Annotated in this window: 24 protein-coding genes and 1 pseudogene; 20 read left to right on the forward strand and 5 right to left on the reverse strand. The window is 32.0% G+C overall.

Annotated features, from left to right (window positions below; translation table 11 throughout):
- Positions 1 to 106: 106 nt before the first annotated feature.
- Positions 107 to 505: pseudogene (locus QZZ48_RS05735) on the forward strand (enolase C-terminal domain-like protein); the annotation flags it as partial.
- Between the two features lie 4 nt (positions 506 to 509).
- Here the strand turns inward: QZZ48_RS05735 and QZZ48_RS05740 are convergent.
- The gene (locus QZZ48_RS05740) at positions 510 to 842 is read right to left on the reverse strand and encodes a hypothetical protein (RefSeq protein ID WP_294962980.1); all 333 of its coding nucleotides are present in this window, start codon (positions 840 to 842) and stop codon (positions 510 to 512) included.
- A gap of 188 nt (positions 843 to 1030) precedes the next feature.
- Here QZZ48_RS05740 and pyk point away from each other — a divergent pair, with 188 nt between their 5' ends.
- Positions 1031 to 2479 carry a pyruvate kinase gene (gene pyk / locus QZZ48_RS05745; RefSeq protein ID WP_294962981.1) on the forward strand — a complete coding sequence of 483 codons (1449 nt, stop codon included), beginning with the start codon at positions 1031 to 1033 and terminating at the stop codon, positions 2477 to 2479.
- On the opposite strand, the gene QZZ48_RS05750 is transcribed toward pyk, so the two are convergent.
- Positions 2476 to 3591, reverse strand: a complete 1116-nt coding sequence (locus QZZ48_RS05750) for a hybrid sensor histidine kinase/response regulator (protein WP_294962983.1) — start codon at positions 3589 to 3591, stop codon at positions 2476 to 2478. The two genes, pyk and QZZ48_RS05750, sit on opposite strands and share 4 nt — an antisense overlap.
- Positions 3592 to 3761: 170 nt before the next feature.
- On the opposite strand from QZZ48_RS05750, the gene QZZ48_RS05755 reads away from it, so the two are divergent.
- The 6 genes from QZZ48_RS05755 to QZZ48_RS05780 are packed head-to-tail and all read left to right on the forward strand — an operon-like array spanning position 3762 to position 11607.
- Positions 3762 to 5750, forward strand: coding sequence for a TonB-dependent receptor (locus QZZ48_RS05755; protein ID WP_294962986.1), 1989 nt, complete (start codon positions 3762 to 3764; stop codon positions 5748 to 5750).
- A 21-nt stretch (positions 5751 to 5771) separates the two neighbouring features.
- A complete protein-coding gene (locus QZZ48_RS05760) occupies positions 5772 to 6488 on the forward strand; it encodes a tRNA-dependent cyclodipeptide synthase (RefSeq protein WP_294962989.1) in 717 nt (238 codons plus the stop codon).
- Between the two features lie 3 nt (positions 6489 to 6491).
- Positions 6492 to 7283 carry a hypothetical protein gene (locus QZZ48_RS05765; RefSeq protein ID WP_294962991.1) on the forward strand — a complete coding sequence of 264 codons (792 nt, stop codon included), beginning with the start codon at positions 6492 to 6494 and terminating at the stop codon, positions 7281 to 7283.
- A complete protein-coding gene (locus tag QZZ48_RS05770) occupies positions 7280 to 8158 on the forward strand; it encodes an ABC transporter substrate binding protein (RefSeq protein ID WP_294962993.1) in 879 nt (292 codons plus the stop codon). The genes QZZ48_RS05765 and QZZ48_RS05770 overlap by 4 nt, the downstream gene beginning before the upstream one ends.
- Complete coding sequence (locus QZZ48_RS05775) at positions 8155 to 10722, forward strand: ATP-binding protein (RefSeq protein ID WP_294962994.1); 2568 nt, start codon at positions 8155 to 8157, stop codon at positions 10720 to 10722. The genes QZZ48_RS05770 and QZZ48_RS05775 overlap by 4 nt, the downstream gene beginning before the upstream one ends.
- On the forward strand, positions 10723 to 11607 hold the full coding sequence (locus QZZ48_RS05780; RefSeq protein ID WP_294962996.1) for a diguanylate cyclase: 885 nt from the start codon (positions 10723 to 10725) through the stop codon (positions 11605 to 11607).
- Here the strand turns inward: QZZ48_RS05780 and nhaA are convergent.
- Positions 11604 to 12941 carry a Na+/H+ antiporter NhaA gene (gene nhaA / locus QZZ48_RS05785; protein ID WP_294962998.1) on the reverse strand — a complete coding sequence of 446 codons (1338 nt, stop codon included), beginning with the start codon at positions 12939 to 12941 and terminating at the stop codon, positions 11604 to 11606. The two genes, QZZ48_RS05780 and nhaA, sit on opposite strands and share 4 nt — an antisense overlap.
- Before the next feature lie 78 nt (positions 12942 to 13019).
- Between nhaA and QZZ48_RS05790 the strand changes: the two genes are divergently transcribed.
- From QZZ48_RS05790 to QZZ48_RS05805, 4 genes are all read left to right on the forward strand, one after another.
- The gene (locus QZZ48_RS05790; RefSeq protein ID WP_294963000.1) at positions 13020 to 14375 is read left to right on the forward strand and encodes a hypothetical protein; all 1356 of its coding nucleotides are present in this window, start codon (positions 13020 to 13022) and stop codon (positions 14373 to 14375) included.
- Entirely contained in the window at positions 14376 to 15371 is a 996-nt protein-coding gene (locus tag QZZ48_RS05795) for a MoxR family ATPase (RefSeq protein ID WP_294963002.1), read from the forward strand. It abuts the gene before it with no gap.
- An 11-nt stretch (positions 15372 to 15382) separates the two neighbouring features.
- Positions 15383 to 16501 (forward strand): VWA-like domain-containing protein, encoded by a 1119-nt coding sequence (locus QZZ48_RS05800; protein ID WP_294963004.1) that lies wholly within the window; start codon positions 15383 to 15385, stop codon positions 16499 to 16501.
- 102 nt (positions 16502 to 16603) lie between these two features.
- Positions 16604 to 18295 carry an L-lactate permease gene (locus QZZ48_RS05805; RefSeq protein WP_294963007.1) on the forward strand — a complete coding sequence of 564 codons (1692 nt, stop codon included), beginning with the start codon at positions 16604 to 16606 and terminating at the stop codon, positions 18293 to 18295.
- Between the two features lie 62 nt (positions 18296 to 18357).
- On the opposite strand, the gene QZZ48_RS05810 is transcribed toward QZZ48_RS05805, so the two are convergent.
- A complete protein-coding gene (locus QZZ48_RS05810; RefSeq protein ID WP_294963008.1) occupies positions 18358 to 19593 on the reverse strand; it encodes a diguanylate cyclase in 1236 nt (411 codons plus the stop codon).
- 33 nt (positions 19594 to 19626) lie between these two features.
- Here QZZ48_RS05810 and QZZ48_RS05815 point away from each other — a divergent pair, with 33 nt between their 5' ends.
- Positions 19627 to 20889 carry an AAA family ATPase gene (locus QZZ48_RS05815; protein ID WP_294963009.1) on the forward strand — a complete coding sequence of 421 codons (1263 nt, stop codon included), beginning with the start codon at positions 19627 to 19629 and terminating at the stop codon, positions 20887 to 20889.
- 45 nt (positions 20890 to 20934) lie between these two features.
- Here the strand turns inward: QZZ48_RS05815 and QZZ48_RS05820 are convergent, their stop codons facing one another.
- Positions 20935 to 21531, reverse strand: coding sequence for a peroxiredoxin (locus QZZ48_RS05820; RefSeq protein WP_294963012.1), 597 nt, complete (start codon positions 21529 to 21531; stop codon positions 20935 to 20937).
- 209 nt (positions 21532 to 21740) lie between these two features.
- On the opposite strand from QZZ48_RS05820, the gene metK reads away from it, so the two are divergent.
- From metK to QZZ48_RS05855, 7 genes are all read left to right on the forward strand, one after another.
- Positions 21741 to 22898, forward strand: coding sequence for a methionine adenosyltransferase (metK, locus tag QZZ48_RS05825; protein ID WP_294963014.1), 1158 nt, complete (start codon positions 21741 to 21743; stop codon positions 22896 to 22898).
- 70 nt (positions 22899 to 22968) lie between these two features.
- Positions 22969 to 23253, forward strand: a complete 285-nt coding sequence (locus tag QZZ48_RS05830) for a 4Fe-4S dicluster domain-containing protein (RefSeq protein ID WP_294963015.1) — start codon at positions 22969 to 22971, stop codon at positions 23251 to 23253.
- A 141-nt stretch (positions 23254 to 23394) separates the two neighbouring features.
- Positions 23395 to 23808 (forward strand): nucleoside-diphosphate kinase, encoded by a 414-nt coding sequence (gene ndk, locus QZZ48_RS05835; RefSeq protein WP_294963018.1) that lies wholly within the window; start codon positions 23395 to 23397, stop codon positions 23806 to 23808.
- 8 nt (positions 23809 to 23816) lie between these two features.
- The gene (locus tag QZZ48_RS05840; protein WP_294963021.1) at positions 23817 to 24173 is read left to right on the forward strand and encodes a hypothetical protein; all 357 of its coding nucleotides are present in this window, start codon (positions 23817 to 23819) and stop codon (positions 24171 to 24173) included.
- Positions 24174 to 24189: 16 nt separating this feature from the next.
- Positions 24190 to 24339, forward strand: a complete 150-nt coding sequence (rpmF, locus tag QZZ48_RS05845; protein ID WP_294963024.1) for a 50S ribosomal protein L32 — start codon at positions 24190 to 24192, stop codon at positions 24337 to 24339.
- A gap of 3 nt (positions 24340 to 24342) precedes the next feature.
- Positions 24343 to 25341 carry a phosphate acyltransferase PlsX gene (gene plsX, locus QZZ48_RS05850; RefSeq protein ID WP_294963025.1) on the forward strand — a complete coding sequence of 333 codons (999 nt, stop codon included), beginning with the start codon at positions 24343 to 24345 and terminating at the stop codon, positions 25339 to 25341.
- The gene (locus QZZ48_RS05855; protein ID WP_294963028.1) at positions 25342 to 26340 is read left to right on the forward strand and encodes a beta-ketoacyl-ACP synthase III; all 999 of its coding nucleotides are present in this window, start codon (positions 25342 to 25344) and stop codon (positions 26338 to 26340) included. It begins immediately after the preceding gene.
- Positions 26341 to 26455 lie beyond the last annotated feature (115 nt).

Here is a 26455-nt window from a genome sequence, read left to right on the forward strand (position 1 = left end):
AGCTTTTTTATAATCCATTATAGAAATACCTTGGTTTCTTACCAATATACAGAAGTTTGCAAGGGTTTTCAAACCCCCATATTTTTAATTAAGTCTAAAACTTGAATTTCTAGAACAGCCCGTAAAATCAGATGAACTTCATGAACTTAGATGCATAACTAACTACTCACATGTTCCAATACTTGCATATGAGTCAGTTTTTACACTCGAAGATGCAAAGGCAATAATAGAATACGCTTGTGCTAACATGATAAAAATAAAACTTATGAAGTGTGGCGGAGTTAGTAAAGCCATAGAGATCTTAGAATTTGCAAGAAAAAATAGTGTGAAATGTGTTTTAGGCTCAATGCTTGAAGGACCAATATCTATAAATGCAGCTCTTAATTTGGCGATGGAGTACAGTGATGTTATAAGCTACGTAGATATTGACTCTCCTTTACTTTATAAAGAACCTTCTGATGAACTGGATTTTGCATTTAATGGCTGTGAAATAACTAGAAAATGATAATTTATAAGCTAACTATATCGTTAGTTAGGAGCATTTTTGCAGTATCTTTTGCATTACCACAAACACTAACTTTTAAAGCTTCTTTTTTATCATAATAATCTAAACAAGTACCACAAGAATATATGCTGACACCTCTTTGTTCAAGCTTTTTAAATATTGCTGTAATATCATCTTCATCATTTGCAGTTGTCAACAAGACAGCACTATCTATTGAATGTGGAAGTTCATCTTGTTCACTTATAGCATTTAAAAAACCTTGTGCTAATTTAGAACCAAGTTCTCCTTCACCAATCTTGTCAGATTTTAAAAATATTGTTTTTTTTGTAGAATTCAAATATATCCTTTGTATAATTATTGTCTATAAATTTATCCAGTAATTGGAGTTTTACTCTCTTTAAGTATTTTTAATTATATCAAGTATTGTAACACAATAGATTTGAGAAAGTTAAGAATTGGTATAATGCATTATAGTAATAAATATGTAATATTAGAGTGTCATAATTTTCAAAAGGATAAGTTTTAATGAAAAAAAGAACAAAAATATTAGCAACTGTAGGACCTGCATCTGACTCTGCACAAATGATAGAATCACTCATGGTGGCAGGAGTAGATGTATTTCGTCTGAACTTTTCACATGGCACACATGAGTATCATTATGAAGTTTTACAGCGTATTAGAGCAGCTGAAAAAAAATGTGGTTTGTTTGTTGGAGTTCTTCAAGATATCAGTGGTCCAAAGATTCGTGTAGGTAACCTAAAAGAGCCTTTTGAACTTGAGACTAATGATATTATAGAATTTGTAAAAGAAGAGATTACCGGAAGTAAAATAGCTGAGGGTAGTTACCGTACTTGTATAAATCAGCCTACTATTTTAGAACAACTAAAAGTAGGGGAGTTTATCTATCTTTATGATGGAATGATACGTACTGAAGTTGTTGAGGTTTTAGCTGAATCTGTAAAAGTTAAGGTGAGAAACAGTGGCGTTCTTACTTCTAAAAAAGGTGTAAACTTTCCAAATACTAGACTTGGCATCGATGTACTTACTCCAAAAGACAGAGTAGATATGATTTGGGGAATAACCAATGATGTTGATTTTATGGCTATCTCTTTTGTTCAAGATGGACAAGATATGATAAATGCCAGAAAAATAATAGATGATAATGATGGAAGAGTTCAACTCTATGCAAAGATAGAGAAGTTTGATGCAGTTGAAAACATAGATGCCATGCTTGAACATAGTGATGGACTTATGGTTGCTCGTGGAGACCTTGGTATAGAAGTTCCTTTTCATGAAGTTCCAGCCTTACAAAAGATGCTTATTTCAAAAGCAAACGAAGCCTCAAAACCTGTTATAACAGCAACGCAGATGCTACTATCTATGACGACTCATGATACAGCAACTCGTGCTGAGATAAGTGATGTTGCAAATGCTGTTTTAGATGGCTCAGATGCAGTAATGCTTTCAGAAGAGAGTGCTATAGGACATAACCCTGTATTAGCAGTTAAAACTATGGTTGAGACTATTGTTGGTGCTGAGAAAATTTATCCGTATAATAAAATTTCATATTTTAATATTAAAGATGCAACAGACAGTATAAATGAGTCTGCAGTTAGACTATGTGAAGATATAGATTCTTGGGGACTTATTGGTTTGACGGCATCTGGGTCATCTGTTAGAAAGATTTCCCGTTATCGTCCTCGTCGTGACATCTACGCTGTAGTTCATGATGAAAAAGTTGCAAGATATTTGACTATGTGCTGGGGAGTTGTTCCCGCATTTATGGTTGAAGAGGGATCACTTGGACAGATGATGTGTAATGTAATGAACCAAGGTATAGGGAGAAAAGTATTGAAGTTAGATAAGAATTATATACTTACAGCTGGAGACCCTGTTGGCGTTGCAGGATCTACTAATATGATTCGTATACTTAGAGAACATGAGATGAAATTTTTTAAATCACTTGCATATTAAGAAGTAGGGGGATGAAAGTCGATTTTAAAGACTGCCCCTTTTTCATTGTTTGACACAGAGATAGTTCCATCATTTTTCTCTGTGATCTCTTTAGCAATGTAGAGTCCTATACCGCTACTCCCTGTACTACTTTTAAATGGAAGAAAAATATCATCGATAATATCTTTATCTACACCACCTCCATTATCACCTATTTTAAGCTGATAGTTAGTTATATCTATTTTTATTTCAGGTTCTTTTGTCCCTCTTTGTTTAAATATACTTCTTGCATTATTAATAATTGAAAAAACTATTTGCGTAAATTCATTTGTATTTCCATATGTTTCTTCTGTCTCAGTAGAATTGAGAATTATCTTAATATCTTCATATTTGAGAGTCGCACTTGATATATCAATAACCTCTTTTACAGAGGATGTAAGGGAGAAAGTTCCACTTGTATATGATGGTTGATAAAAGTCTATAAAAGTTTTTACTGTTGTTGACATAAAGTCGATTAATTTTTGAGACTTATCAATCCTGAATAAATCTTCATCATTATTAAGATATAAACCTTGTTCTATTTTTATTCTGTTGTTAATATTTAGAGCGGATAAAGAAGAAAGAGGTTGTTTCCACTGATGAGCTATATGCATAAGTAGTTCACCTAAAGCAGCTTGTTTGGACTGCTGATGAATCATTTGTTGTTTTATTCTGTTTTTCTCATGCTCTTCTTTTACTATTGATTCCAAATCTTTTTCATACGCTCTGAGTTTTAGATGAGTATTTACACGAGATATAAGTTCAGTGGGATTGAATGGTTTAGTAATATAATCTACTGCTCCAAGCTCAAAACCTTCTTGAATATCTTTTGGTTTATTAAGAGCAGTTAAAAATATAATAGGAATATGGGAAGTTCTTTCATTCTTTTTTAAAATACTACATACTTCAAAGCCATCCATGACAGGCATCATAATATCTAATAGAATAAGATCTATATCTTCAGTATCTACTATTTCCAATGCTGTTTTACCATCTATTGCAGTAACCAAGTCATATTCTTTTAATAGTTCTACCAATACATCTAGATTTTCTTTAACATCATCAACTAATAGTACTGTTTGTATATTGTCCAAAGTAATCCTTTATAGACATAAAAAATATTAATAGATGCCTACTTGTTATAATCCGTCATAAGATTAGATTATAAACTATTTTAACATATTTATTACAAACATTCAATAAAAATTAACCTTTTAAGTTCCAACGAGTTATAATGAAAATACTAATTTAATGGAAGTTAAGTATGCAAAAAAAATTTATATTTACAATTTTGCCTAGTTTTGTCTTAGCTAGTTCATTACAGAATGCTTTGCAAGAAGAAATATCTTATTTACAAGAAGAAACATTTGTTACTTCTGCTTCTAAAGTAAAAGAAAATATTAAAAAAACACCTGCTTCAGTTACTATTGTTACCCAAGATATGATAAAAAATATGGGTGCTAATAATATATTTGAAATACTAAGAAGCGTTCCCGGTCTTGGTGTTTCTCAAGGTGCTGGTTTTCTAGATAAAATAACTGTTCGCGGTATTGAAACTAATTTTTCAGAAAAAGTTCTTATTCTTCTTGATGGGCACTCTTTAAATATTGACCTATTAAATGGTGGTGCAACCGGAGCATATAAAAATATTCCTATTGAGTTAATTAAAAGAGTAGAAATTATTAAGGGCCCTGCATCTGCATTATATGGTGAAAATGCTTTTATGGCTCTCATAAATATTATTACAAAAAAAGCCGAAGGTATAGAGGGAATAGAAGTCGCCCTTAAATATGGAAGCTATAATACCAAGGTTGCTAATCTTTCTTATGGTAAACGATTTAGCGAGGTAGATGTAGTAGCAAATATAAACTATATAAAATCAGATGGTAATGAAAGATATGTAAAGAGTGACGCTATAGGTCAAAGTGGATATACAAGTCCAACTTTATATAGTGTTAATGCCTATTTTTCTTTAATACATAAGCTAGGTTTTTATCTAAAAGCTAACTATAATAATACAGAAGATGACCCTAGATATGGAGTTGTTAATGTATTAAACGATGAAGACCTTTCAAAAAAAGAAACTTTTTTTGTGGAACTTGGTTACAAAAAGAAACTGAACAGATATTTTGATATTCATGCTAGAACTTATTATGATAGTTTTGAAGCAGATAATAAATGGAGAGTTTATCCTGATGGTTATCCTGACTCATCATTTGTTGATGGTATGATAGGATATGTTGGCTATAAGACAAAAAAGTTAGGTGCTGAGTCTATTTTAACATTTAAGCATAATAACTATACTTTGGTTAGTGGACTATCTTATGAGAATCAAAGATTAGAAGGTCCGTGGCAAAAACTCAACTGGAACCCTTTGACTAATACTGCACTCTCTAGTGTGCAGAACTTTTCGGATTCAAGTACAAACTTTATAGATGAAGTAGATAGAGAGTTTATAGCTGGTTATAGTGAGCTACTTTATGATTTAAACAAGGATATTAGAGTAAATATTGGTTTACGTTATGATTACTATAATGATTTTGGAGGCACATTCAATCCAAGAATAGGAGCTTCATGGTCTGTAAATAAGAATAATATCATCAAAATCATGCATGCTAAAGCATTTAGAGCCCCAACATTTGCAGAACTATATAATAAAAATAATCCATCACTTCTTGGAAATTCTGACTTAAGTCCAGAAACGGTCACTACAAATGAGTTGAGTTTTCATAACACGAGTATTCATAACTTAAAAGCATCAATCACACTTTTTTATACAAAGATAGAAGACATCATAGCTCTAGATGGTACAACTTATCAGAATAACGGCGAAGTTGTTACACAAGGTGTTGAAGTTGAAGGAAAATATAATCTACAAAGAGGTTCTTATCTCTTAGCAAATTATACATATCAAGAACCAGAAAATGATTTGACCGGAAGTGACTTAGAAAATATTTCAAATCATGAAGCTTACGTAGGTTTGAATTATAGAATGAATAGATATTTAAATATTTATTCAGACGCAAAATATTCAGGAGAGCAGACAATAAGTTCTACTGATACAAGAGATGCAGTAAGCAGCAGCATTATGAGCAATGTGACATTTCTTGTTAAAAATATAAATATTGATGACTTAGAATTAAAGTTTTCAATATATAACATTTTTGATAAGACAAGTTATGACTCTGGTTCTACAATTGACTATCCACTAGGTGGAAGAACATATATGAGCGAACTAAACTATAAATTCTAATAATAAAGGAGAATACTAAATATGCCTATTGAAAAAATATATTCTTATGAGAAAGAGGATAAAGCAATGTCTTTGTATCTTAAAAAGAATGTTGGACTTATTAGTTCGTGTAAAATATATAAAGAAAAAGAGTTAGCCTTTATAGGTATTAGTCTTGGAAATTCATATTACACTGAAGATAGATTAAAGCTGATTTTATCTGGGTTTAGTTCAATATTTAAAAATGTTGCAGTATTACTTGCTGATGACTTATCAATACATAACTATAGAGCTATTGGATATACAGAAGAAAAAGCAAATAAAAAGCTTAAAAAAGAGATGAAGAGCACGCGAAGTAGAATATTAAAAACTATTAAATATGTAGAAGAAAAAAGTAATAAAACAAATATTAAATTTTACCAATGGAAGGATGTAGAACAATCACTAGCTTATTCTAAAGCATTTAAAAGTGTAGAAGAAAAATATAATAATGATGAAAATTTTTTACATGGAGTGCAAAAATTAACACTAAATGTTTTAAAAAAATACACTAGTGATACTCAAGAAGAGTTTGTTATTGATGAAGGTAAATATTACATTCTTAAAGAACTGGCCTTTGGTTTATGCGCAAGTGAGTTCTTTAAAAGTAGTGTTTTGTCTTGTTCTTACTCAGATTTTCCTATTTACAGAGACTTGTTACTAAGTGATTCTCAAATAGATAGACATGAAACTTTGACTTACGAATGTGTTGAGCATTAAAAAATGAAAAAAATACTTTTAATCTTATTATTTGTCAACTTACTTGTTGCAGATACATTAAAAGTATATTTCTATACAACAGAAGCACATATAAAAAATTTCAAATCGCTAAAAGTTGGTTTCGATAAGTATCTAACGAAGTACGGTGATTATAAATTTCAACCCTTTAATGATAAAAAAACATTTGAGAAGTATATTAAAGATAAAAACTCCATTGTTGTTTTATCTAGTTGGCACTATCAAAAAATATCTAAAGAGTATGGCTTAAAAGCAAAGCTAGTTGCTGAGAAAAAATCAACTATTAAAGATACTAAAATACTTGTTGGACATATTGCAGGACTCATTCAAGATGAAATGACACTAGAAGAGATTCCTCTAAAAGGTATTGTTACATCAGCTTATGATGATGAATATACAAAGGAACTTTTATCTATGATAACTCAAAATCATTCAGATTTTCTTTCTGTACTTATCGTGCCAAAAGAGATAGATGCTCTTATGAGTGTTGGTTTTGGTATGAGTAAATTTGCTCTTGTATCAAGAGATAGTTTAAGTCTTTTAAAAAAAATAAACCCATTTTTAGCAAAGAGTCTCAAAGTATATAAAGAGTCCAATCCAACTTATAGAATGTTTGTCGCTAGTAATAAAATGGACGAAGAAAAATTAAAACTCATATCTATTTTTGAAAATATGAATTTAAATAATAATGGCAAAGATGTATTAAAAATGATTGCAATTGATAAGTTAATAGTTCTAAACGCAGATGATTTAAAAAATATAGGTGGTGCAAAATGAGACTATTGATTCTAATATCAATTTTAACACTGTTTTTACAAGCACAAGATATACTGATAATAAACTCTAACTCGAATATACAAAAATATAAAGAGACAGAAGTAGGTTTTAGTAAAAGTATAAACGGTCCTTTTAAAACATTGGATATATCAGGAATGAGTAGTAGTGAAATAAGAGAGTATCTATATACTGAATATCCAGATATTGTATATGCAATAGGTGCTAAAGCCTATCAATATGCAAACCAATATATACCAGAGAAAAAAATATACTTCTCAAGTATAATGAACTGGAAAAGACTAGATATTAATGGTGAGAGATATGGTGCCTCTCAAGAACTTTTTTCTGAGATGCATCTAACTCTAATTAAATCTATTTTTAATGATATTAAAACTATTGGAATTGTTTATAGTAATTATACAGAAGATGTTATGCAAGATTTTAGTGATAATGCACAAAAACTAGGGATAAAAATACTAACACAAAAAGTAAGTAAAAGCTCCATAGCATATGAGACTTTTGATGATATTTTCACTAAAACAGAAGCTATGATTATATTACCTGACCCAATTTTATTAAGCAATGATGAAATAGTTGAAAATCTATTTAAACTATCAAAAAAGTATAAAAAACCAGTCTTCGCATATCATGAGCTTTTCATAGAATATGGAGCTGCTCTAATAACATCAGTAGATAACCTTACAACTGGAAGACAGATAGCCACAATGATAAATAGTATCGCTAAAATAGGCGTTCATAAAAAGATTCTTTATCCTGCTGGAACAAAGGTTATTTTTAACAAGAAAGTAGTTCTAAACCTTGAGCTAAAATTTAATAACAACTCTACATCTGTGATAGCTGAGGTAATTGAGTGAATCTAATTAACAAACTTGTTATTAGTATTTTAGTTGTCACTATAGCAGTGGTTTCAATCTTCACTATCATTCAGACTAATGAGCAAAAAGATATTCTCAATACAGAGTTAGATCATAGAATATCACTTATGAATAAAAACTTAGAATCAAATGCAAAGCTTGTCCTAAAGTCTTTAAAAGCAGATGTAGAAGACGATATCGCCTCATTTAGTTTTTCAGATATTGATTTAACATTTCAAAAATTAGCTATGAATAAGAATATTGAGATGGTTGTATTATTTAATAACACAAAGAGTATGCAGTTGATTGCAGGTGATGTGAAATTCAAAGATAAATTATTAAAGATGAATATCTCTTATTTAGAGATACAAGAGATTAATGATGGAAAGTACTTTGTAGTCTCCACTCCAATATATTTAACTCCAAAATGGGGAGAGATGCATATAGTTTACTCCCTTATAGAGTTAAAAGAAGAGATACACAAAACTGAAGAATACATCCAAAATAAAATAAAAGATAGCATATTAAAAGCTATCTATACAGCACTGCTAGTAGCATCTTTTTTAATTGTACTTGGTTACTTTATAGCTAAAAAATTTCTAGCACCTATTGTATTACTTACTCAAACAGCTGAAGAAATAGCAAATGGTAATCTCGAAGCTGGTAATGAACTAGGCAGTGTAAAGAGAAATGATGAGATAGGCTTACTGACCAAAACTTTTAAAGATATGAGTATAAAACTTGATAAATCGCATAAAGAACTAAAAGAGCTTAATGACAGTCTAGAACAAAAAATACATATAAGAACAAATGAATTAGAGATAGCAAAAAAGAAAGCTGAAGATGCCACGAAGATTAAGTCAGAATTTTTAGCAAATATGTCTCATGAAATTAAAACACCAATGAATGGAATTCTTGGAATGTCCCATCTAGTACTAAAAACTGATTTGAATGATAAGCAAAAAAATTACATACAAAAAATAGATAATAGTGCAAAAATCCTACTTGGAATAATCAATGATGTTTTAGACTTAAGTAAGATAGAAGCTGGTAAATTGACAGTAGAAAAAGTAGATTTTGATTTATTAGAAATAATTCAAAATGTTATACATGTTCTAGAATTTAAAGCTAATGAAAAAGATTTAAAAATAGTAATAGATTATAATCAAAATGTATGTAGGCATTTTAATGGTGATAGTTTAAGACTTTGGCAAATACTAGTAAACCTCTTAGGAAATGCAGTAAAGTTTACAGATGCAGGTGAAGTAGGAATAAGTATTAAAAAAGTATCTAAAGATAGGTTGAGATTTGAAGTTATTGATAGTGGAATTGGCTTAAGTGAAGAAGAACAGACAAAATTATTTACATCTTTTTCTCAAGCAGATGGGAGCATCACAAGAAAATATGGTGGAACAGGTTTAGGATTAAGTATATCAAAGCAGTTAGTAGAACTTCTTGGTGGTAAGATTTGGTTAGAGAGTCAAAAGAATATTGGAAGTAAGTTTATTTTTGAAATAGATTTAGAAGAAAAAGATAGTAGTCTGGTTAAAGATACAAAAGAGTTAAGTAAGTATCCATTAAGTATATATATTCAGTCTTTAGCAGGTAGTAATATTTTACTTGTTGAAGACAATACTATAAATCAAGAAATTATTCGTGCTATCTTGGCTAATAGTGGAATAAATATAGATATCGCTAATAATGGAAAAGAAGCAATAGAAAAATATAATCAAGATTCAGATAAATATGAACTGATTTTGATGGATATGCAGATGCCAATAATGGATGGATATGAAGCAACAAAGATCATAAGAAAAACTAACGCGACTATACCTATTATCTTTTTAACTGCGAGTACAATGAAGGTGGATGATGAAAATAGTGACACTCTTTTAATAAATGAGCATATAAGTAAACCCATAGATATTAAAAAACTATACACTCTACTTTTAAAGTACATTACAAAAAAAAGCTTTTTTACTAATAGTAAAGATACATCTTTTGATATAAATATAAACAATAAATTTGACCTGCCAATATTCAAAACTATTGATTCAAGTCTAGGTCTAGAGCACCTCGCTGGAAATAAAAAACTATATATAAAGATTTTAAAAGATTTTTATACTAACTATAGTGACTTTTGTCTTGAATCTTTAAACGAGAGTGAAGCCCAAATAGCAATTCATATGTTAAAAGGACTGAGCGCCAATATTGGGGCTCAGCATTTACATAAACTTGTAGTTGAGTTGGAAGATTCTCTTGATGAGGATAAGATAAAGTCTGTAAATATAGAGCTTAGTAAAGTACTTAACGAACTCAAAGCTATTAATATAGTTGATGAAAATAAAAATAAAAAAGAGATTACACGAGTAAGAGTAAATGAACTGTTTATAAAATTAAGAGAAGCAGCTAAGACAAGGAGACCTAAAAACTGTGAATTGATTACTCATGAATTAAGAACATCTAGATTAAACAGTGAAGATCAAAAGCTTTTTGAGAGCGTGGATAAGTTTATTGTTAGATATAGATTCAAAGATGCAATCGAAGTCTTAAAGGACATATAGATGCAAGAGATTAAAGAAACAATTTTAATAGTAGATGATGCTCCAACAAACATTGATATTTTGATTGATCTTTTAAGTGATTATGATATTGTAGTTGCTCTAGATGGAAGCAGTGCTTTAGAGATAGCTTGTGAGGGTAATCCTGATTTGATTTTGCTTGATATAATGATGCCAAATATTGATGGTTATGAAGTCTGTAGAAGACTTAAAAATATGAACCATACAAAAGATATACCGATAATCTTTATTAGCGCAAAGACAGATGAAGACTCTATAGAAAGAGCATACGAATTAGGTGGTATGGACTATATAACAAAACCTTTTAAGGCACGTGAGCTAACTGCTCGTGTAAAAACTCAAATAAAACTGAAAAATCTTTTGCGTAATTTAAATTATATAGCTTATTATGACTATCTTACAGAAGTTTATAATAGAAGAAGTTTTTTTGAACTTGCCAATAAAATGTTTGATGAAGAAAAAGATAATCTATATACGGTAATGATAGATATAGATGAATTTAAAAAGATAAATGACACTTATGGACATCCAACTGGCGATAAGGTTCTAAAAGTTGTTGCTCAAACTATCAAAAAATCTCTTTTGAGAAATGATATTTTTGCTAGGATAGGCGGTGAAGAATTCGCCATACTATTGCACTGTAATTCTAATGAAGAGATTATTCAAAAAAATGAATTAATAAGACAGAGTATAGAAAATCTAGAAGTCGATACTGATGAGAAAATTATAATAAAACTTACAATAAGCAGTGGAGTATCAGAAGTTAATAGTGATATAGATACATTAGACTCACTTCTTAAAAGAGCAGATTCTGCTCTTTATGAAGCGAAGTCAAATGGAAGAAATAGAGTTGTATTTAGAGCTTAAAGTTCTTCTTTTTTAGCTACATATTTAAGCCATAAAAAACCAAATACTCCTGCAAATAAAGACGCAGATAAGATTCCTACTTTTGCTTGGAAGATCAGAATGTCATTTCCTAAAAATGCTAAATCAGCTACAAAGATAGACATAGTAAAACCTATACCACCTAAAAATGCTACACCAAATACTTGGCTCATTGTACTACCCTCTGGTAACTTAGCAATTCCTAACTTTACAGCTAACCATGCAACTCCTGCAATTCCTAAAACCTTACCAAATATAAGTCCGGCAATAATTCCAAGTGATACAGGTTCAACTATTGTATTACCAATTGATGAAAAGTCTATAGAAATACCTGCATTAGCAAGAGCAAAAAGAGGTATAACAATCAAACTCACTGGAAGATGTAAGTCATGCTCTAATCTAGCTGATGGTGAACCTACAGAGTCAATCTTATCTTTGATATTTAGTAAGATTGCTTTTTGCTCTTCATGCATAGTATGGTCTGTTGCAATAGGATAGTTGTCATACTCATCAAGTAAATTTTTCGTATGCGATGTAAAGTCTAATGGTCTAAGCTTTGGTCTAGATGGAATGGTCATTGCAACAATTACACCAGCAATAGTTGCATGGACACCAGACTCAAGCATAAAAAACCACATAATAAGACCAACTACAAAGTAAGGAAATATTGTATGTATACCAAAACGATTAAATAAAACTAGTATTAAAAATGAAACACCCGCTAAAACAAGAGGAAGTATATGTATCTGATCTGTATAAAAAAGTGCAATGACTGTAACAGCACCTAAATCATCAACAATAGCAAGTGCGACTAAAAAAGTTACAAGGGCAGTTGATACTCTTTTTCCAAGTAAAACCAAAGCACTAATAGCAAAGGCAATATCTGTTGCCATTGGAATACCCCAGCCATTTGCACCTTCACCACCGTAGTTAATACTATAATAAATTAGAGCTGGTAATATCATTCCTCCTATTGCTGCTAAAATAGGTAACATTGCAACTTTTATATTTGAAAGCTCACCGACTAATATTTCACGTTTTATCTCAAGACCAACCATAAAAAAGAATATAGCCATAAGTCCATCATTGATCCAATGATGAATCGAATGAGAAAGTTTCCAATCTCCTACATTTAAATCTATCTTAGTATGAAAAATGTGTGCATATGTGTCTACAAGAGGTGAATTTGCAAGTATTAAAGCCACAATAGCAGTAAACATTAAAACTAAACCGGTAGTAGTTTGTGCATGTAAAAAGTGCTCAAATGGTGTGGAGACTCTTTTAAAAGCTTTTTCCCATGGTGCGTATAATCTCATCTCTTTTCTTTTCCTTGCGTTTCAATGTTATATTATATCAAAGATAAGAAGTAAAAAAAATATGTGTATAATATATTTATGAATTTAAGTGAATTAAAGAACAAAACAATCCTTTTATTTGGTAAAAGTCGTGCTTTTAGTATGCAAGAGTTTAATGTACAAATGAAGTATCATAAAATAAATATTACTAAAGAGTATGATAAAGAAGTTGCTCTTATTGTCGATGGCAAGATGATGACACCATACGAGCAAAACTCAAGTGATGAATTATATGAAGAGAAAATTGATGCTCCATTTATTTCTATAGATGCTCTTGAAAAAGAACTGTCCACTCATATAGATGCAGATACTATTCTTATGAGCTTGAAATTATCTCATGACAAAGATAGACTCAAAGATTTTCTGACAAATTCTACTATATCTGATGAGCTTTTTTTAAAACTCCTAAAGATATACAAGTGGTATGGAGATAACTTCTTTGATAGTGATGATAATAGAGATGTTAGTGCAGCACTTATAGTAAGGTTTTACAAAAATATAGAAAGAAATCATAATGTTCAGTATGCAGCACTTGGACTTATGCATCTAAGCACTCAGACTAATAATGAAAACCTCATAGAAGTAGTTTCTTCTTTAGAACCAATACAGCAGACAATGAGCTTGAATAAAAATGAGTCTAACAATAAAATAATTTCAGCAATTGTTACAAATTATGCGACACCAATAAGTGTATTGAATATGTTCATAAAAAATTCAAATTCTTATATAAGAACATTGATTGCAATGAGAGAAGATTGCGATGAAGAGATTCAACTAAAACTTGCTGAAATAGGTGAAGATGTTGTTTTAGAAGCCTTGTCTTACAATAGAGATCTTTCAAAAAAAATCGTAAAAAAATTACTATTTAATAAAGTACTTGCTGAAAATATGGCTAAAAATATACGTATGGATGATGAATTATTTGAAATATTTTTCATAAATTATCCAAGTAAACTTGCTAAAAATGAATTTATTACAGTTGAGATGCAAGAAAAACTAATTGCATCTCATAAAAAAGATGTACTAATGTCACTTGCAAGAAATATAAATATTAGTAAAAAAGTTGTGCAAGAATTACTAGATGAAGATTCCCAAAATATCACAATTGCACTTTATGAGAATCCAGCAACCCCTAAGAGAAGTCTAGAAGAAGCATACTCTAATGTTTTGAACCATTTTTCTCTTTCAAATAATGAAAATATTCCTATACATATCTTAGAACTTCTATCTAAGAGTGAAGATGCCAAGGTACTAAAATCATTAGCAAAAAATCTAAGTACACCAATAAATGTTTTATATCAACTTCAACTAGACTCACGCTTTGCAAGAGCAGTAAAAGAGAATCCAAATTTTGGTAAGCATATTATGAGTGAAAATATAGGATGGGAAGTATAAATGATAGCTTCTAAATTAACAAGTACACTAATGGCTTTGATAGAACAAAAAGTACCAGCATTTTTATGGGGTGCTCCAGGTATTGGAAAATCATCAATTATTAAGCAAATTGCGCAAAGTAGTGAGGTCGGTTTTATTGATTTAAGACTGGCACTTATGGATCCTACTGATTTAAAAGGTATTCCGTTTTATGATAAAGAGTCCCACACTGCACTCTGGGCACCACCAGCTTTCTTACCTAAAAGTGGTGAGGGAATTTTATTTTTAGATGAACTTAATACTGCCGCACCAAGTGTTCAAGCATCTGCATATCAGTTAATACTCGATAGAAGAGTAGGTGAGTATGAACTTCCCTCTGGTTGGGCAATAGTTGCTGCTGGGAATCGTGAGAGTGATAGAGGCGTTACATATAGAATGCCATCTCCTCTGGCAAATAGATTTGTGCATTTTGAGATGGAAGTTGATGTTGATGACTGGAAGTATTGGGCTTATAAAAAAGGCATAGATGCTAGAATAATATCTTATATTTCTTACAAGCAAGAACATCTTTTTACCTTTGACGCAAAGAGTGATGTTAAAAGTTTTGCAACTCCTAGAAGTTGGGAATATGTAGATAGCATCTTAAAAAGTAACATCACTCAAGATTTACTTCTTGAGAGTATAAGCGGAGCAGTTGGACGTGAAGTAGCCGTAGGCTTTTTGAGTTTTGCAAAAGTTATGAATAAGCTACCTGATATAAAAAATATCTTGGCATCTGGAAATGGTGAGTATAGTGATGAGGTAGATGTTCTTTATGCCCTTAGTACAGGTTTAGTCAGCGCATTTTTAAAAGATAATAGCGATGAAAATTTGGATAATCTTCTTAAATATACACTAGAACTAAAAAGTGAATTTGCCGTAATGTGTGTGCAAGACCTACAAAGAAATGGTGTAAGGATGGAGCACTCTGAAGTTTTTAAAGAGTGGGTTCAAAAATTTGCTTATCTTTTGGCATAAAGTAGAAGCAGATGCAACTTCGTGATAAAATATCTTTAGCTAAGGCAAAACTTTTAGTTGATTATCCACTATTTGGAACTATAGCTTCAAAATTAAAACTTATACAAAACGATGACATACAAGCTTTTAAAAGTGATGGAACTACACTTGAATACAACAGTGACTTTTTTACTGAGATAAGTTTGGCAGAGATGGAGTTTACTTTTGCAAATGGCGCCATGCATGCATCTTTGTCTCACGAATCACGTAAAAATGGACGAAGTGGCTGGTTATGGCAACTTGCAACTGACTATGCGGTAAACGATATGCTAGTGGAAAATGGACTTGAACGTCCATATCAGGCTCACTATTCAAAACGATTTTGTGGACTTTATGCTGAAGAGATTTATGCTGAGTTAAAAGAAACGCTTACAGAAATATCTGATGATGTCAGTCAAATGCAAGATGCTAAAGAAGAGCAAAGCTCTTCATATAACATAACACAAGTCCAAAAAGACTCTTCTTTAGAAGAACAACTCTTTGAAGAGTTTGCACAATCTGTTTTAGATGCAGAGAATAAAAGAGCAGATCTTCCAACAAGTATTGGTAGATTTTTTAATATTGAAAAAGAAGGCAAGATTGATTGGCGTGATGAGCTTAAATCAGCTATTGAAAGATTTCACAAAGATGACTATACTCAGATGCCAGCAAATAAAAAATTCTTGCATCTAGGATTTTATCTTCCTTCTAGTATTTCTAATAGGTTTAAGTTAGTTGTTGCAGTAGATAGTTCTGGTTCAATTGATGAAGATTTACTTAGTGAATTTTTAAGTGAGTTAAACTTTTTAATGAATACTATTCCCTCATATGAAATCAATCTACTTGTCTGTGATGATAAAATCCGCTCTAATACAACTTTTTACAGTGGAGATATTTTAGAAGTTCATGTAGAAGGTGGTGGTGCAACTGACTTTAGACCTGTATTTGAGTTGATAGAAAATGAGCTCTTGGACACAAAACTTCTTCTATATTTTAGCGATTTAGACGGAACATTTCCTACTATTGAACCATCATACGAGGTTAAGTGGATAACTCCAATAAAACAAGATGTTCCTTTTGGAGAAGTGATTGTTTTGCCACAATTTAACTGAAAATACTTTTTTAACTACATAATTTCAACTTTTTTTAATATTATCATATCTTTATCATGCAAAAAGAATACAATGGTTATTGAAAATTATTAAGGACAAACAATGGACATTTCTATTCAAGCTGCATTTGCGGCATTACCAATATTTGCAGCAGCAATTCTTTTGATAGGTTTTAAATTACCAGCAAAAAAAGCTATGCCAGTTGTATATATTTTTACAGCAGTAGTTGCTATCTTTATTTGGGGAGTTTCTGCAAATAGAGTTTTAGCATCTAGTATCCAAGGCTTACTTATTACAGTTGCCGTATTGTGGATTATATTTGGTGCTATTTTACTTCTAAATACGCTTAAACATTCTGGTGTAATGGGTGTTATTAGACAAGGTTTTAATAATGTTAGCCCAGATAGAAGGGTTCAAGTTATTATTATCGCATGGTTATTTGGCTCATTCATTGAAGGTGCTTCAGGCTTTGGAACACCGGCTGCAATTGCAGCTCCACTTTTAGTTGCGATTGGTTTTCCTGCAATGGCCGCTGTTATGATTGGTATGATGATTCAAAGTACACCTGTATCTTTTGGAGCTGTTGGAACACCGATATTAATAGGTGTAAACAAGGGACTAGATAGTGATAGTATTGGAACTACTTTAAGTTCTATGGGTTCTAGTTGGGATGTTTATCTTCAAGTTATTACTTCAGAAGTTGCTATTGTTCATGCAGTTGTTGGAACTCTAATTCCATTATTTATGATTATGATGATGACAAAGTTTTTTGGTAAAAATAAATCTTGGTTTGAAGGTTTATCAATAGTGCCATTCGCTATATTTGGCGGACTTGCTTTTACTATACCTTACGCTCTAACAGGTGTATTTTTAGGAGCAGAATTTCCTTCTTTAGTTGGCGCATTAGTTGGACTTCCAATCGTTGTATTTGCAGCAAAAAAAGGATTTTTATTACCTAAAGATAGTTGGGACTTTGCACCTAAAGAAGAATGGCCAAGTTCATGGGTAAGTAAATTTGAGTTAAAAATAGACTCAATGAGTGAAAAAATACCTATGTCTTTAACTAAAGCTTGGATTCCATATGTAATGGTGGCAATTATTTTAGTTATAACAAGAGTATCTCCAGAAGTTATGGGATTTGTAAAATCTCTAGTAATTCCATTTAAAAATATTTTAGGTGAGGGTGTTGGATATTCTATCTTACCTCTATACTTACCAGGTGGAATCTTAGTATTTGTTGTTTTATTAACTTATTTCTTCCATAGAATGGAATTTAAAGAGATGAAAGCAGCAGTAAGTGAATCAAGTAAAGTAATGCTTGGAGCTGGTTTTGTCCTAATTTTTACTATTCCTCTTGTTAGAATCTTGATTAACTCAGGAGTGAACTCGGCTGGATTTGATTCTATGCCTGTTGCTATGGCAAACTTTGTTGCATCTTCTGTTGGTGATATCTATCCTCTTTTTGCTCCTATGGTTGGTGCTCTTGGTGCATTTATTGCAGGAAGTAATACTGTTTCAAATATGATGCTTTCACAGTTTCAGTTTGGTGTTGCAGACGCTTTAGGTCTATCTACTGCCTTTATGATTGCTTTACAAGCAGTTGGTGCAGCAGCAGGAAATATGATAGCAATTCACAATGTTGTAGCAGCTTCAGCAACTGTTGGACTTCTTGATCAAGAGGGTGAAACTTTAAGAAGAACGATAATTCCTACACTTTATTACTGTTTATTTGCAGGAATCTTAGGTCTTATCGGAATGTATACAATGGGATTAGTTGATCCACTTATGAAGTAAACTCTAGAGAATCAGATAGTATACTTTGAGATTATAAATCTCTAAAGTATACTAACCTTAGTCTAGTTAAAAACTACTCTATTTTTACCATCTTGTTTAGCATTATATAACATCATATCTGCTTGGCTTATTGTATCATCAAGTGTGTCACTATTATGGATAGCTGCACCAATAGAAATGGTAAAGTTTATATCTTGAGCATTTTTAGTTATAAAATGAAATTTTTCAACTTCTTGTCTAATTCTCTCTAAAATACCAGCTGCACAATCTTTGTTTATATTTTTTAATACAATACAAAACTCTTCACCGTTAAATCTAGCAACAGTATCTCTATAGTTTGTATTTGTTCTAAGAATTTCAGAAAGGCTAATGATAATATCATTTCCAATTTCTTGACCATAAGTGTCATTGATATTTTTAAAATTATCTATATCTAACATTACAACAGCAAACTCTTCAGAACTTTCTTTAGCATCTTCAAAATATTCTTTCATATTCTCAAAAAAGTAACGACGATTATATAAACCTGTAAGGGAATCTCTTTTCGCATGATTTGTAATATGTTGAATATTTTCTAGTGCCTCTATTGAATTATTTACACGACAAGAAAATTCTTCTTTTGAGAATGGCTTTTTGATGTAATCATTTGCCCCTTGCTTTAAAAAGAGGCTATTTATCTCTTCATCATTATTCGAGGAGATAGCAATAATGCAAAGTTGTGCTTTTGTGTACTCTTTTCGTATTTCATTAGTAAGTTCTAGTCCATTCATTACAGGCATATTATAATCTGTAATTACCATTGAAATATCAGGATTAACCTTGAGCATACCTACAGCTTCTTCACCATGAGCAACTGTAATTACCTTATAAAAAAGATTCTCAAGTATATTTTTCATAGTTTTTCTAAAGACCATGGAATCATCAACTAGTAAAACCTTGTGTTTTTGATTTTTTTCTAATCTTTGGATAATATAGTTAATATCATCTAAGCCATTTTTATTTACATAGTCTATGATGTTCTTTTGAAGCATCTTCTTTCTAAATTCTTTATCAACATTCGCACTTAAAACTATTGCGTGATTGCCTTTAGATAGTACATAATCAACTACTTCTCCATTTGGAGTATCTGGAAGATTTATATCTAGTATGGTTAAAAAATAGGTATATTTCTTTAGAAATAGTTTTGCTTCTGAAAGTTTGTAAGCTATGTCTACTTCAAAATTTAAAGATAATGCTATCTTCTTGGCTAAGTGGCTTGCTAGTGTCTTATTGTCTTCAACTATTAATATTCTTTTCATGAGTTTATTATACTATTTTAGTATAATTTCTTTATGAATTATCTACAAGAAATCACACAAAAACTGCTTAGCAAACAAAATATTTTTTTAACAGGTGGCGCAGGTGTTGGAAAAACAACTATTACAAGAGAAGTAATAGAGCATTTTGAAGCTGAAGCCAAGAAAGTAGCCAAGCTTGCATCTACCGGAATGGCTGCTACACTTATAGGTGGACAGACTCTTCACAGCTTTTTGGACCTTGGCATTGCATCTGACATAAAAGAGTTGGAAATAAATGCTAGATTAGAGATAAAAAAGAAAATAAAAAAACTAATATCAAGTATAGACTTAATAGTTATTGATGAGATTTCAATGGTTAGTGATACTATTTTGGAGATGATACAACTTAGACTAAAACAGTCTGATTACAAGGGTACAGTACTTGTTGTTGGGGATTTTTTGCAACTTCCTCCTGTTGTTCGAGGAAGTGCAGAAGTCAGGTTCGCATTTGAATCAGATGCTTGGAATGAATTTGAGTTTCTTAAAGTAGAACTTACTCATATCTATAGAACTGATGATAAAAAGTTTATAGAACTTTTAGGAAGTGTTAGAGATGGTTTTGTAGATGAAGATGTACACAACCAGTTAAATGAGTATATAAAACCACTACCTCAAGACCTTAGTGATTTTACTTTTTTGTTTGGTAAAAATCACTCTGCATCTAGACATAATAAGAGTCAGTTAGCACATATTGATAGCGAAATGTTTGTAAAAGAAGCACAAATTATCAAACACATAAAAAGTGTTAAAGATGCAGAAGTACAACGCTTTATGAATGATTCGAGAATTGATAAAGAACTTGAGTTAAAAATAGGAGCACCTATCCTTTTTACAAGAAACTCTTGGAACTACTTTAATGGTGAAAGAGGTATTGTAGTAAATGTAGATGCAAGTTATGTATATGTACAAAAGGCAGATACAAAAATTGTAAAGCTAGAAGCAGTTGCTCAGAGTAAGGCAAAGTGGAGTGAAAAAAGTGTAAATGGTAAAAAAGAGATGGTTGAAGAGGCACAGCTTAGCATCTATCAGTTTCCTATTAAACTTGCTTTTGCAATCACTATTCATAAGTCTCAGGGAATGTCTATACAAGATTTGATTATTGAGACAAATGAAATATTTGCACCATCACAGTTTTATGTAGCACTCTCAAGAAGTTCTAACCCTAAAAGATTAAATCTTATCGCACCTGCTTGTCAGTGGCACCAGATAGTTTTTGTAAATGATAAAGCTTTGGGGTTTGTTAAAGAAGTAAATTAGGAAGTAACTCTCACAAAAGTGAGAGTTAAAATAAGAAAATAAATACTATAGTTTGTCTTCGTTTTTACCAAGATATTCTGCAACACCTTCAGTTGTAGCTTTCATACCTTCGTCACCTTTCATCCAACCAGCAGCACATACTTCACCATGCTCATCAGTAAACTGCATTGCATCTACCATTCTGATCATTTCATCAATGTTACGACCAAGTGGTAAATCATTGATTACAGCGTGACGAATAACACCTTTACCATCAATTAGGAATGAACCACGTAAAGCAACTGCTTCACCAAAAAGTACATCGTAATCTTTAGAAATTTGCTTTGTAAGGTCAGCAACTAGAGGGTATTTAATACGGCCAATACCACCATTGTTTACTGGAGTTTCTCTCCATGCAAAGTGAGAAAATTGAGAATCAACAGATACACCAATAACATTTACACCACGTTCTTTGAAATCTTCAATTCTGTGAGAAAATGCAATAATTTCTGATGGACATACAAAAGTAAAATCTAATGGATAAAAGAAAAGTACTGTACCTTTTTCACCAAAGTTTTCTGATAATTTAAAGTTTTCGTCGATTGAGCCATCTGCTAAAACTGTTGTTGCTGTGAAGTCTGGAGCTTGATTTGTTACTAACATATATATGTCCTTGTTGTTTGTTTTTAAGTTGATGAAATTTTAACACAAATACATTAACAAATCTTAGACTAAAAGAAGTAATATAATTATTTAAGGATAATTTTTATCTTCTACTGTATTGACCTAAAATAGGAAGAAATTAATCATACTTTGATATAATTCGCTTGATTTATGAGCCGTGAGCTCATACTTCAATAAGGACAAAATCGATGACAAAAGAGTATATATTTACTTCAGAGTCTGTAACAGAAGGGCACCCTGATAAGATGGCAGATCAAATCAGTGATGCAATTCTGGATTATATTATTGAACATGATCCTAATGCACGCGTTGCGTGTGAAACATTAGTATCAAATGGTTTTTGTGTAATCGCAGGTGAATTGAAGACAACGGCTTACGCCCCAATGCAAGAAATTGCTAGAAAAGTTATTCAAGAGATAGGTTACACAGACGCAACTTATGGGTTTGATTATCGTGCAGCAGCAATTTTAAATGGAATTGGTGAACAATCTCCGGATATTAATCAGGGAGTTGATCAAGTTAACGGTGAAATAGGAGCAGGTGATCAAGGTATTATGTTTGGTTATGCATGTCGCGAGACAGATGTTTTAATGCCTCTTCCAATTCATCTAGCACATCGCTTAACACAAAGACTTGCAGAAGTTAGAAAAGAAGGAATTATCCCTTATCTTCGTCCAGATGGGAAAGCTCAAATAAGTGTGAAGTATGTTGGAGACAAACCAGTTTCAGTAGATACTATTGTTATATCTGCACAACATGCACCAGAAGTCGCTCAAAAACAGATTCATCTAGATATCATAAATGAAGTAATTAATCATGTCATACCTTCTGATATGATGGATGAAAATACAACTATACACATCAATCCAACAGGAAAGTTCGTAATTGGTGGTCCTCAAGGGGACGCTGGTTTAACAGGAAGAAAAATTATAGTAGATACTTATGGTGGAAGTTGCCCTCATGGTGGTGGTGCTTTTAGTGGAAAAGATCCAACTAAAGTAGATAGAAGTGCTGCTTATGCTGCCAGATGGGTTGCAAAAAATCTAGTTGCAGCGGGAGCTTGTGATAAAACTACTATACAAGTTTCATATGCTATTGGAATATCTCAACCCGTCTCTATATTAGTAGATACACATTCAACTGGCAAAGTAGATGAAGAGAAAATTGAAAAGTGTGTAAAAGAGCTTTTTGACCTTTCACCTAAGGGAATAATTGAATCTTTAGATTTACTGCGTCCAATATATAGAAAAACCGCTAGTTATGGGCACTTTGGAAGAGAAGAAGAAGGCTTTACATGGGAGCGTACAGATAGAGTTGCTGAGATTAAAAAGTATTTAGATATTTAACTAGTTATTTTATCTATTTTTAAAAATCTTGTGTTAAACTTATCTCGAAAATTTATTTTAGGAGAATTTTATGGCAGTACTTATTAATGACACTTGTATCAACTGTGGTGCATGTATCGATGAATGTCCAGTAGAAGCAATCGTAGACGAGGATGATAATCCTCAAGATGAAGAAATTTATTACGTATATGGTGATAAATGTGTAGAATGTGTTGGTCATCATGATGAACCAGCTTGTGCTACTGCATGTCCTACTGAAGGCTGTATTACTTGGGATGCTGTTGGCGAAAGTCCATCGCATCGTGACAATATTACAGATGAGCAACGCTCAAACCATGAGAATATTGTAGACTAATTCTCTCTTTATTTTGATTATAAAGTGCCACGTTTGCGCTTTATAATCACCCTTCCTCTTACAAATCTTTAAATTTAAACTTGCATACATTATTATTTGGATATAATTCCACCCTAATTTTATAATTATATAGGAGATTTAATGGAACGTACACTATCAATAATCAAACCAGATGCCGTAGCTAAGGGCGTAATTGGTAAAATTTTAGATCGTTTTGAAAGCAATGGACTTAAACTTGCAGCTACTAGAAAGATTCAACTTTCTCGTGGAGATGCTGAAGCATTTTATGCTGTTCACTCTGAGAGACCTTTTTTCAATGACTTAGTTGATTTTATGATCAGCGGACCAGTTGTTGTTTCAGTTTTAGAAGGTGAAAATGCAATGCAAATTAACCGTGATTTAATGGGTGCTACTAACCCTAAAGAAGCTGAAGCTGGAACAATTCGTGCAGATTTTGCTGAAAACATAGATGCTAATGCAGTTCACGGAAGTGACTCTGTTGAAAATGCAGCTATCGAAATTGCATTCTTTTTCTCTGAAAGAGAAATTTCATAAGTTAAACTATGAAAGTTATTCTTAGAAAAGTAGGCAAAACGCCAATAGATTTTGAAGTCAAATCAGAGGAAATAACTTTTAAAGGTTATTTACAGTATGATTCGGGCAAATTGATTTTGCTCAAAGCTAATCTAGATGGCATGACTCTTACTGAGTGTAACCAGTGCGGTGAAGAGTTTACATTACCAGTAAAAGAAGAGATAGAATTTTTTATCTCTGATGGTGTTTATGAAGGTGAAAATAATATCGAACAAGATGTTGTTGAGTCTTTTAACTCTTTAGCGGATATAGATGAGCTTTTAAACTCTGAAATTGAGCTAATCAAAAGTGACTATCACAGTTGCGAAAATTGTAAAATAAAATAACGAAAGGATATAGATTATGGCAGTACCTAAAAGAAGAGTCTCTCACTCTCGTGGAGCTAAAAGAAGAACTCACTATAAGATCACTTTAGCTAAACCAGTTAAAGATAAAGACGGAACATACAAACTACCTCACCACATCAACCCAACTACTGGTGAGTATAAGTAATCAATGGTAACTATTGCTATTGATGCAATGGGAGGGGACTTTGGTCCCGAACCAATTGTAAAAGGGTGCATCCAAGCACTTAAGAAAAAACAATTTTTACCTATTTTAGTAGGCAACAAAGATGAAATTTTAGCTCTGTTACCAAAGCGTTATAGAGCTAAAATTTCTATAGTAGAAGCTACTGATGTTATCTCAATGTCAGATTCTGCTACAGATGCTGTAAAAAGAAAAGAAAGTACTATTTATAAAGCTGTTGATCTAGTGAAAAATGGAGAAGCAGACGGTGTAGTTTCGGCTGGACATAGTGGTGCTACAATGACTCTTGCTACACTTAGACTTGGTCGCCTTAAAGGTGTGTCACGTCCCGCGCTGGCTACTCTAATGCCAACAAAAACTGGTCGTCGTTCAATCCTTCTTGATGCTGGTGCAAATGTAGACTCTAAAGCTAAGCATATCGCAGAATTTGCAATTATGGGTGGATGTTATGCAGAAGACTTACTGGGTATAAAAAATCCTAGTATCGGTATTCTTGCTAATGGTGAAGAACCTTCTAAAGGTAATGAAATCACAAAAGAAGCTTTTAAAGTATTAGAAGGTTACAAAGGCTTTAAGGGAAATGTTGAAGGTAGTGATATATTCAATGGTTCTTGTGACGTAATTAGCTGTGATGGTTTCGTTGGTAATCTTGTTCTTAAAGCAAGTGAAGGCGTTGCATCTACAATAAGTGGACTTATAAAAGACTACATTAGAAAATCACCTGTTGCAATTACAGGTGCACTTTTAATGAGAAAAGTTTTTAAACTACTTAAAAAGCAAATTGATTATGCTGAAATAGGTGGTGCTCCACTTATCGGTATTAAGGGTTGTGCTATTGTCAGTCATGGAAAAAGTAATTCTAAAGCAATAGAAAATGCTATATATCAAGCTATAAACTACGTTGATACAGGCGTTAATGAGCATATTGTCTCAAGAATTGCTGAATTAAATACTAAGGAAGCATAAATGGCATACGCTGCATTTCGCTCTATTGGTGCTTACGCTCCAGCTAATATATTAACTAACGAAGATCTTTCTATAATGGTTAATACTACGGATGAGTGGATCACTAAAAGAACAGGTATAAAAGAACGTCGCATAGCACAAAAAGATGAAACAACTAGTGATATGGGTGTTGAAGCTGCTAAGAAAGCGATAGAGAGAAGTGGGATAGCAAAAGAAGATATAGATATGGTAGTTTGCGCAACTATATCTCCAGACTACTTTTGTATGCCTTCTACTGCTACAATAATCTCAACAAAACTTGGACTTGGTAATGTTACAGCATTTGATATATCTGCCGCATGTACAGGTTTTGTTTATATCTTATCAATTGCAAAAGCATTTATTGAATCTGGAATGAAAAAAAATGTTCTTATTATTGGTGCTGAAAAATTATCTGCTATAACTGACTATAGTGATAGAGGTACTTGTATCCTTTTTGGTGATGGTGCTGGAGCTGCAATAATTAGTGCAACAGATAATAAAGATGAAGCAATTATTGATGTTCATACTGGTGCTGATGGTGCATATGCAGACCTTCTTATGACTCCAAATGGTGGAAGTGGTTCAGTTCATGACTCACTTGATCAAGAAGCTTCAAGCTGCTTTATGCAGATGAAGGGAAATGAAACTTTTAAAGTTGCTGTGCGTACACTTACAAAAGATGTAGTAGAGATTTTAAAAGAAAATGATATTGAAAGTGAATCAATAAAACACTTTGTTCCACATCAAGCTAATTATCGTATTATCAAAGCTGTTGGTGATGCATTAAAATTAAAAGAGGAACAAGTTGTTTTAACTGTAGCAAAATACGGTAATACATCTGGTGCTTCTATCCCAATGGCAATCAATGATATATATGAGCAGGGAACACTAAAATCTGGTGAGCTTATGCTTCTAGATGCTTTTGGTGGTGGACTTACTTGGGGTTCAGCTCTGGTACCTTTCTCTCCACTAAAATAAAAAAATAGTTTTAAAATAACACTTTTGTCCAACTTCTTCGTTGGACTTTAGTTTTGTTGAGGAGCTCACAAACGTGAGCTCCTCAACAAAACAAAACTCCGCCTTGAACTAGAAC

It is taken from the genome of Sulfurimonas sp., from assembly GCF_016744025.1.
Lineage (GTDB): Bacteria > Campylobacterota > Campylobacteria > Campylobacterales > Sulfurimonadaceae > Sulfurimonas.

Excerpts from the sequence above, each read along its gene's own strand:
- rpmF (WP_294963024.1), top strand. The coding sequence starts at position 24,190 with ATGGCAGTACCTAAAAGAAGAGTCTCTCACTCTCGTGGAGCTAAAAGA.
- metK (WP_294963014.1), top strand. The coding sequence starts at position 21,741 with ATGACAAAAGAGTATATATTTACTTCAGAGTCTGTAACAGAAGGGCAC.
- QZZ48_RS05790 (WP_294963000.1), top strand. The coding sequence starts at position 13,020 with ATGAATTTAAGTGAATTAAAGAACAAAACAATCCTTTTATTTGGTAAA.
- ndk (WP_294963018.1), top strand. The coding sequence starts at position 23,395 with ATGGAACGTACACTATCAATAATCAAACCAGATGCCGTAGCTAAGGGC.
- QZZ48_RS05820 (WP_294963012.1), bottom strand. The coding sequence starts at position 21,531 with ATGTTAGTAACAAATCAAGCTCCAGACTTCACAGCAACAACAGTTTTA.
- nhaA (WP_294962998.1), bottom strand. The coding sequence starts at position 12,941 with ATGAGATTATACGCACCATGGGAAAAAGCTTTTAAAAGAGTCTCCACA.
- QZZ48_RS05780 (WP_294962996.1), top strand. The coding sequence starts at position 10,723 with ATGCAAGAGATTAAAGAAACAATTTTAATAGTAGATGATGCTCCAACA.
- QZZ48_RS05795 (WP_294963002.1), top strand. The coding sequence starts at position 14,376 with ATGATAGCTTCTAAATTAACAAGTACACTAATGGCTTTGATAGAACAA.
- QZZ48_RS05805 (WP_294963007.1), top strand. The coding sequence starts at position 16,604 with ATGGACATTTCTATTCAAGCTGCATTTGCGGCATTACCAATATTTGCA.
- QZZ48_RS05830 (WP_294963015.1), top strand. The coding sequence starts at position 22,969 with ATGGCAGTACTTATTAATGACACTTGTATCAACTGTGGTGCATGTATC.
- QZZ48_RS05765 (WP_294962991.1), top strand. The coding sequence starts at position 6,492 with ATGAAAAAAATACTTTTAATCTTATTATTTGTCAACTTACTTGTTGCA.
- QZZ48_RS05800 (WP_294963004.1), top strand. The coding sequence starts at position 15,383 with ATGCAACTTCGTGATAAAATATCTTTAGCTAAGGCAAAACTTTTAGTT.
- plsX (WP_294963025.1), top strand. The coding sequence starts at position 24,343 with ATGGTAACTATTGCTATTGATGCAATGGGAGGGGACTTTGGTCCCGAA.
- QZZ48_RS05840 (WP_294963021.1), top strand. The coding sequence starts at position 23,817 with ATGAAAGTTATTCTTAGAAAAGTAGGCAAAACGCCAATAGATTTTGAA.
- QZZ48_RS05755 (WP_294962986.1), top strand. The coding sequence starts at position 3,762 with ATGCAAAAAAAATTTATATTTACAATTTTGCCTAGTTTTGTCTTAGCT.
- QZZ48_RS05770 (WP_294962993.1), top strand. The coding sequence starts at position 7,280 with ATGAGACTATTGATTCTAATATCAATTTTAACACTGTTTTTACAAGCA.
- QZZ48_RS05810 (WP_294963008.1), bottom strand. The coding sequence starts at position 19,593 with ATGAAAAGAATATTAATAGTTGAAGACAATAAGACACTAGCAAGCCAC.
- QZZ48_RS05760 (WP_294962989.1), top strand. The coding sequence starts at position 5,772 with ATGCCTATTGAAAAAATATATTCTTATGAGAAAGAGGATAAAGCAATG.
- QZZ48_RS05855 (WP_294963028.1), top strand. The coding sequence starts at position 25,342 with ATGGCATACGCTGCATTTCGCTCTATTGGTGCTTACGCTCCAGCTAAT.
- pyk (WP_294962981.1), top strand. The coding sequence starts at position 1,031 with ATGAAAAAAAGAACAAAAATATTAGCAACTGTAGGACCTGCATCTGAC.
- QZZ48_RS05815 (WP_294963009.1), top strand. The coding sequence starts at position 19,627 with ATGAATTATCTACAAGAAATCACACAAAAACTGCTTAGCAAACAAAAT.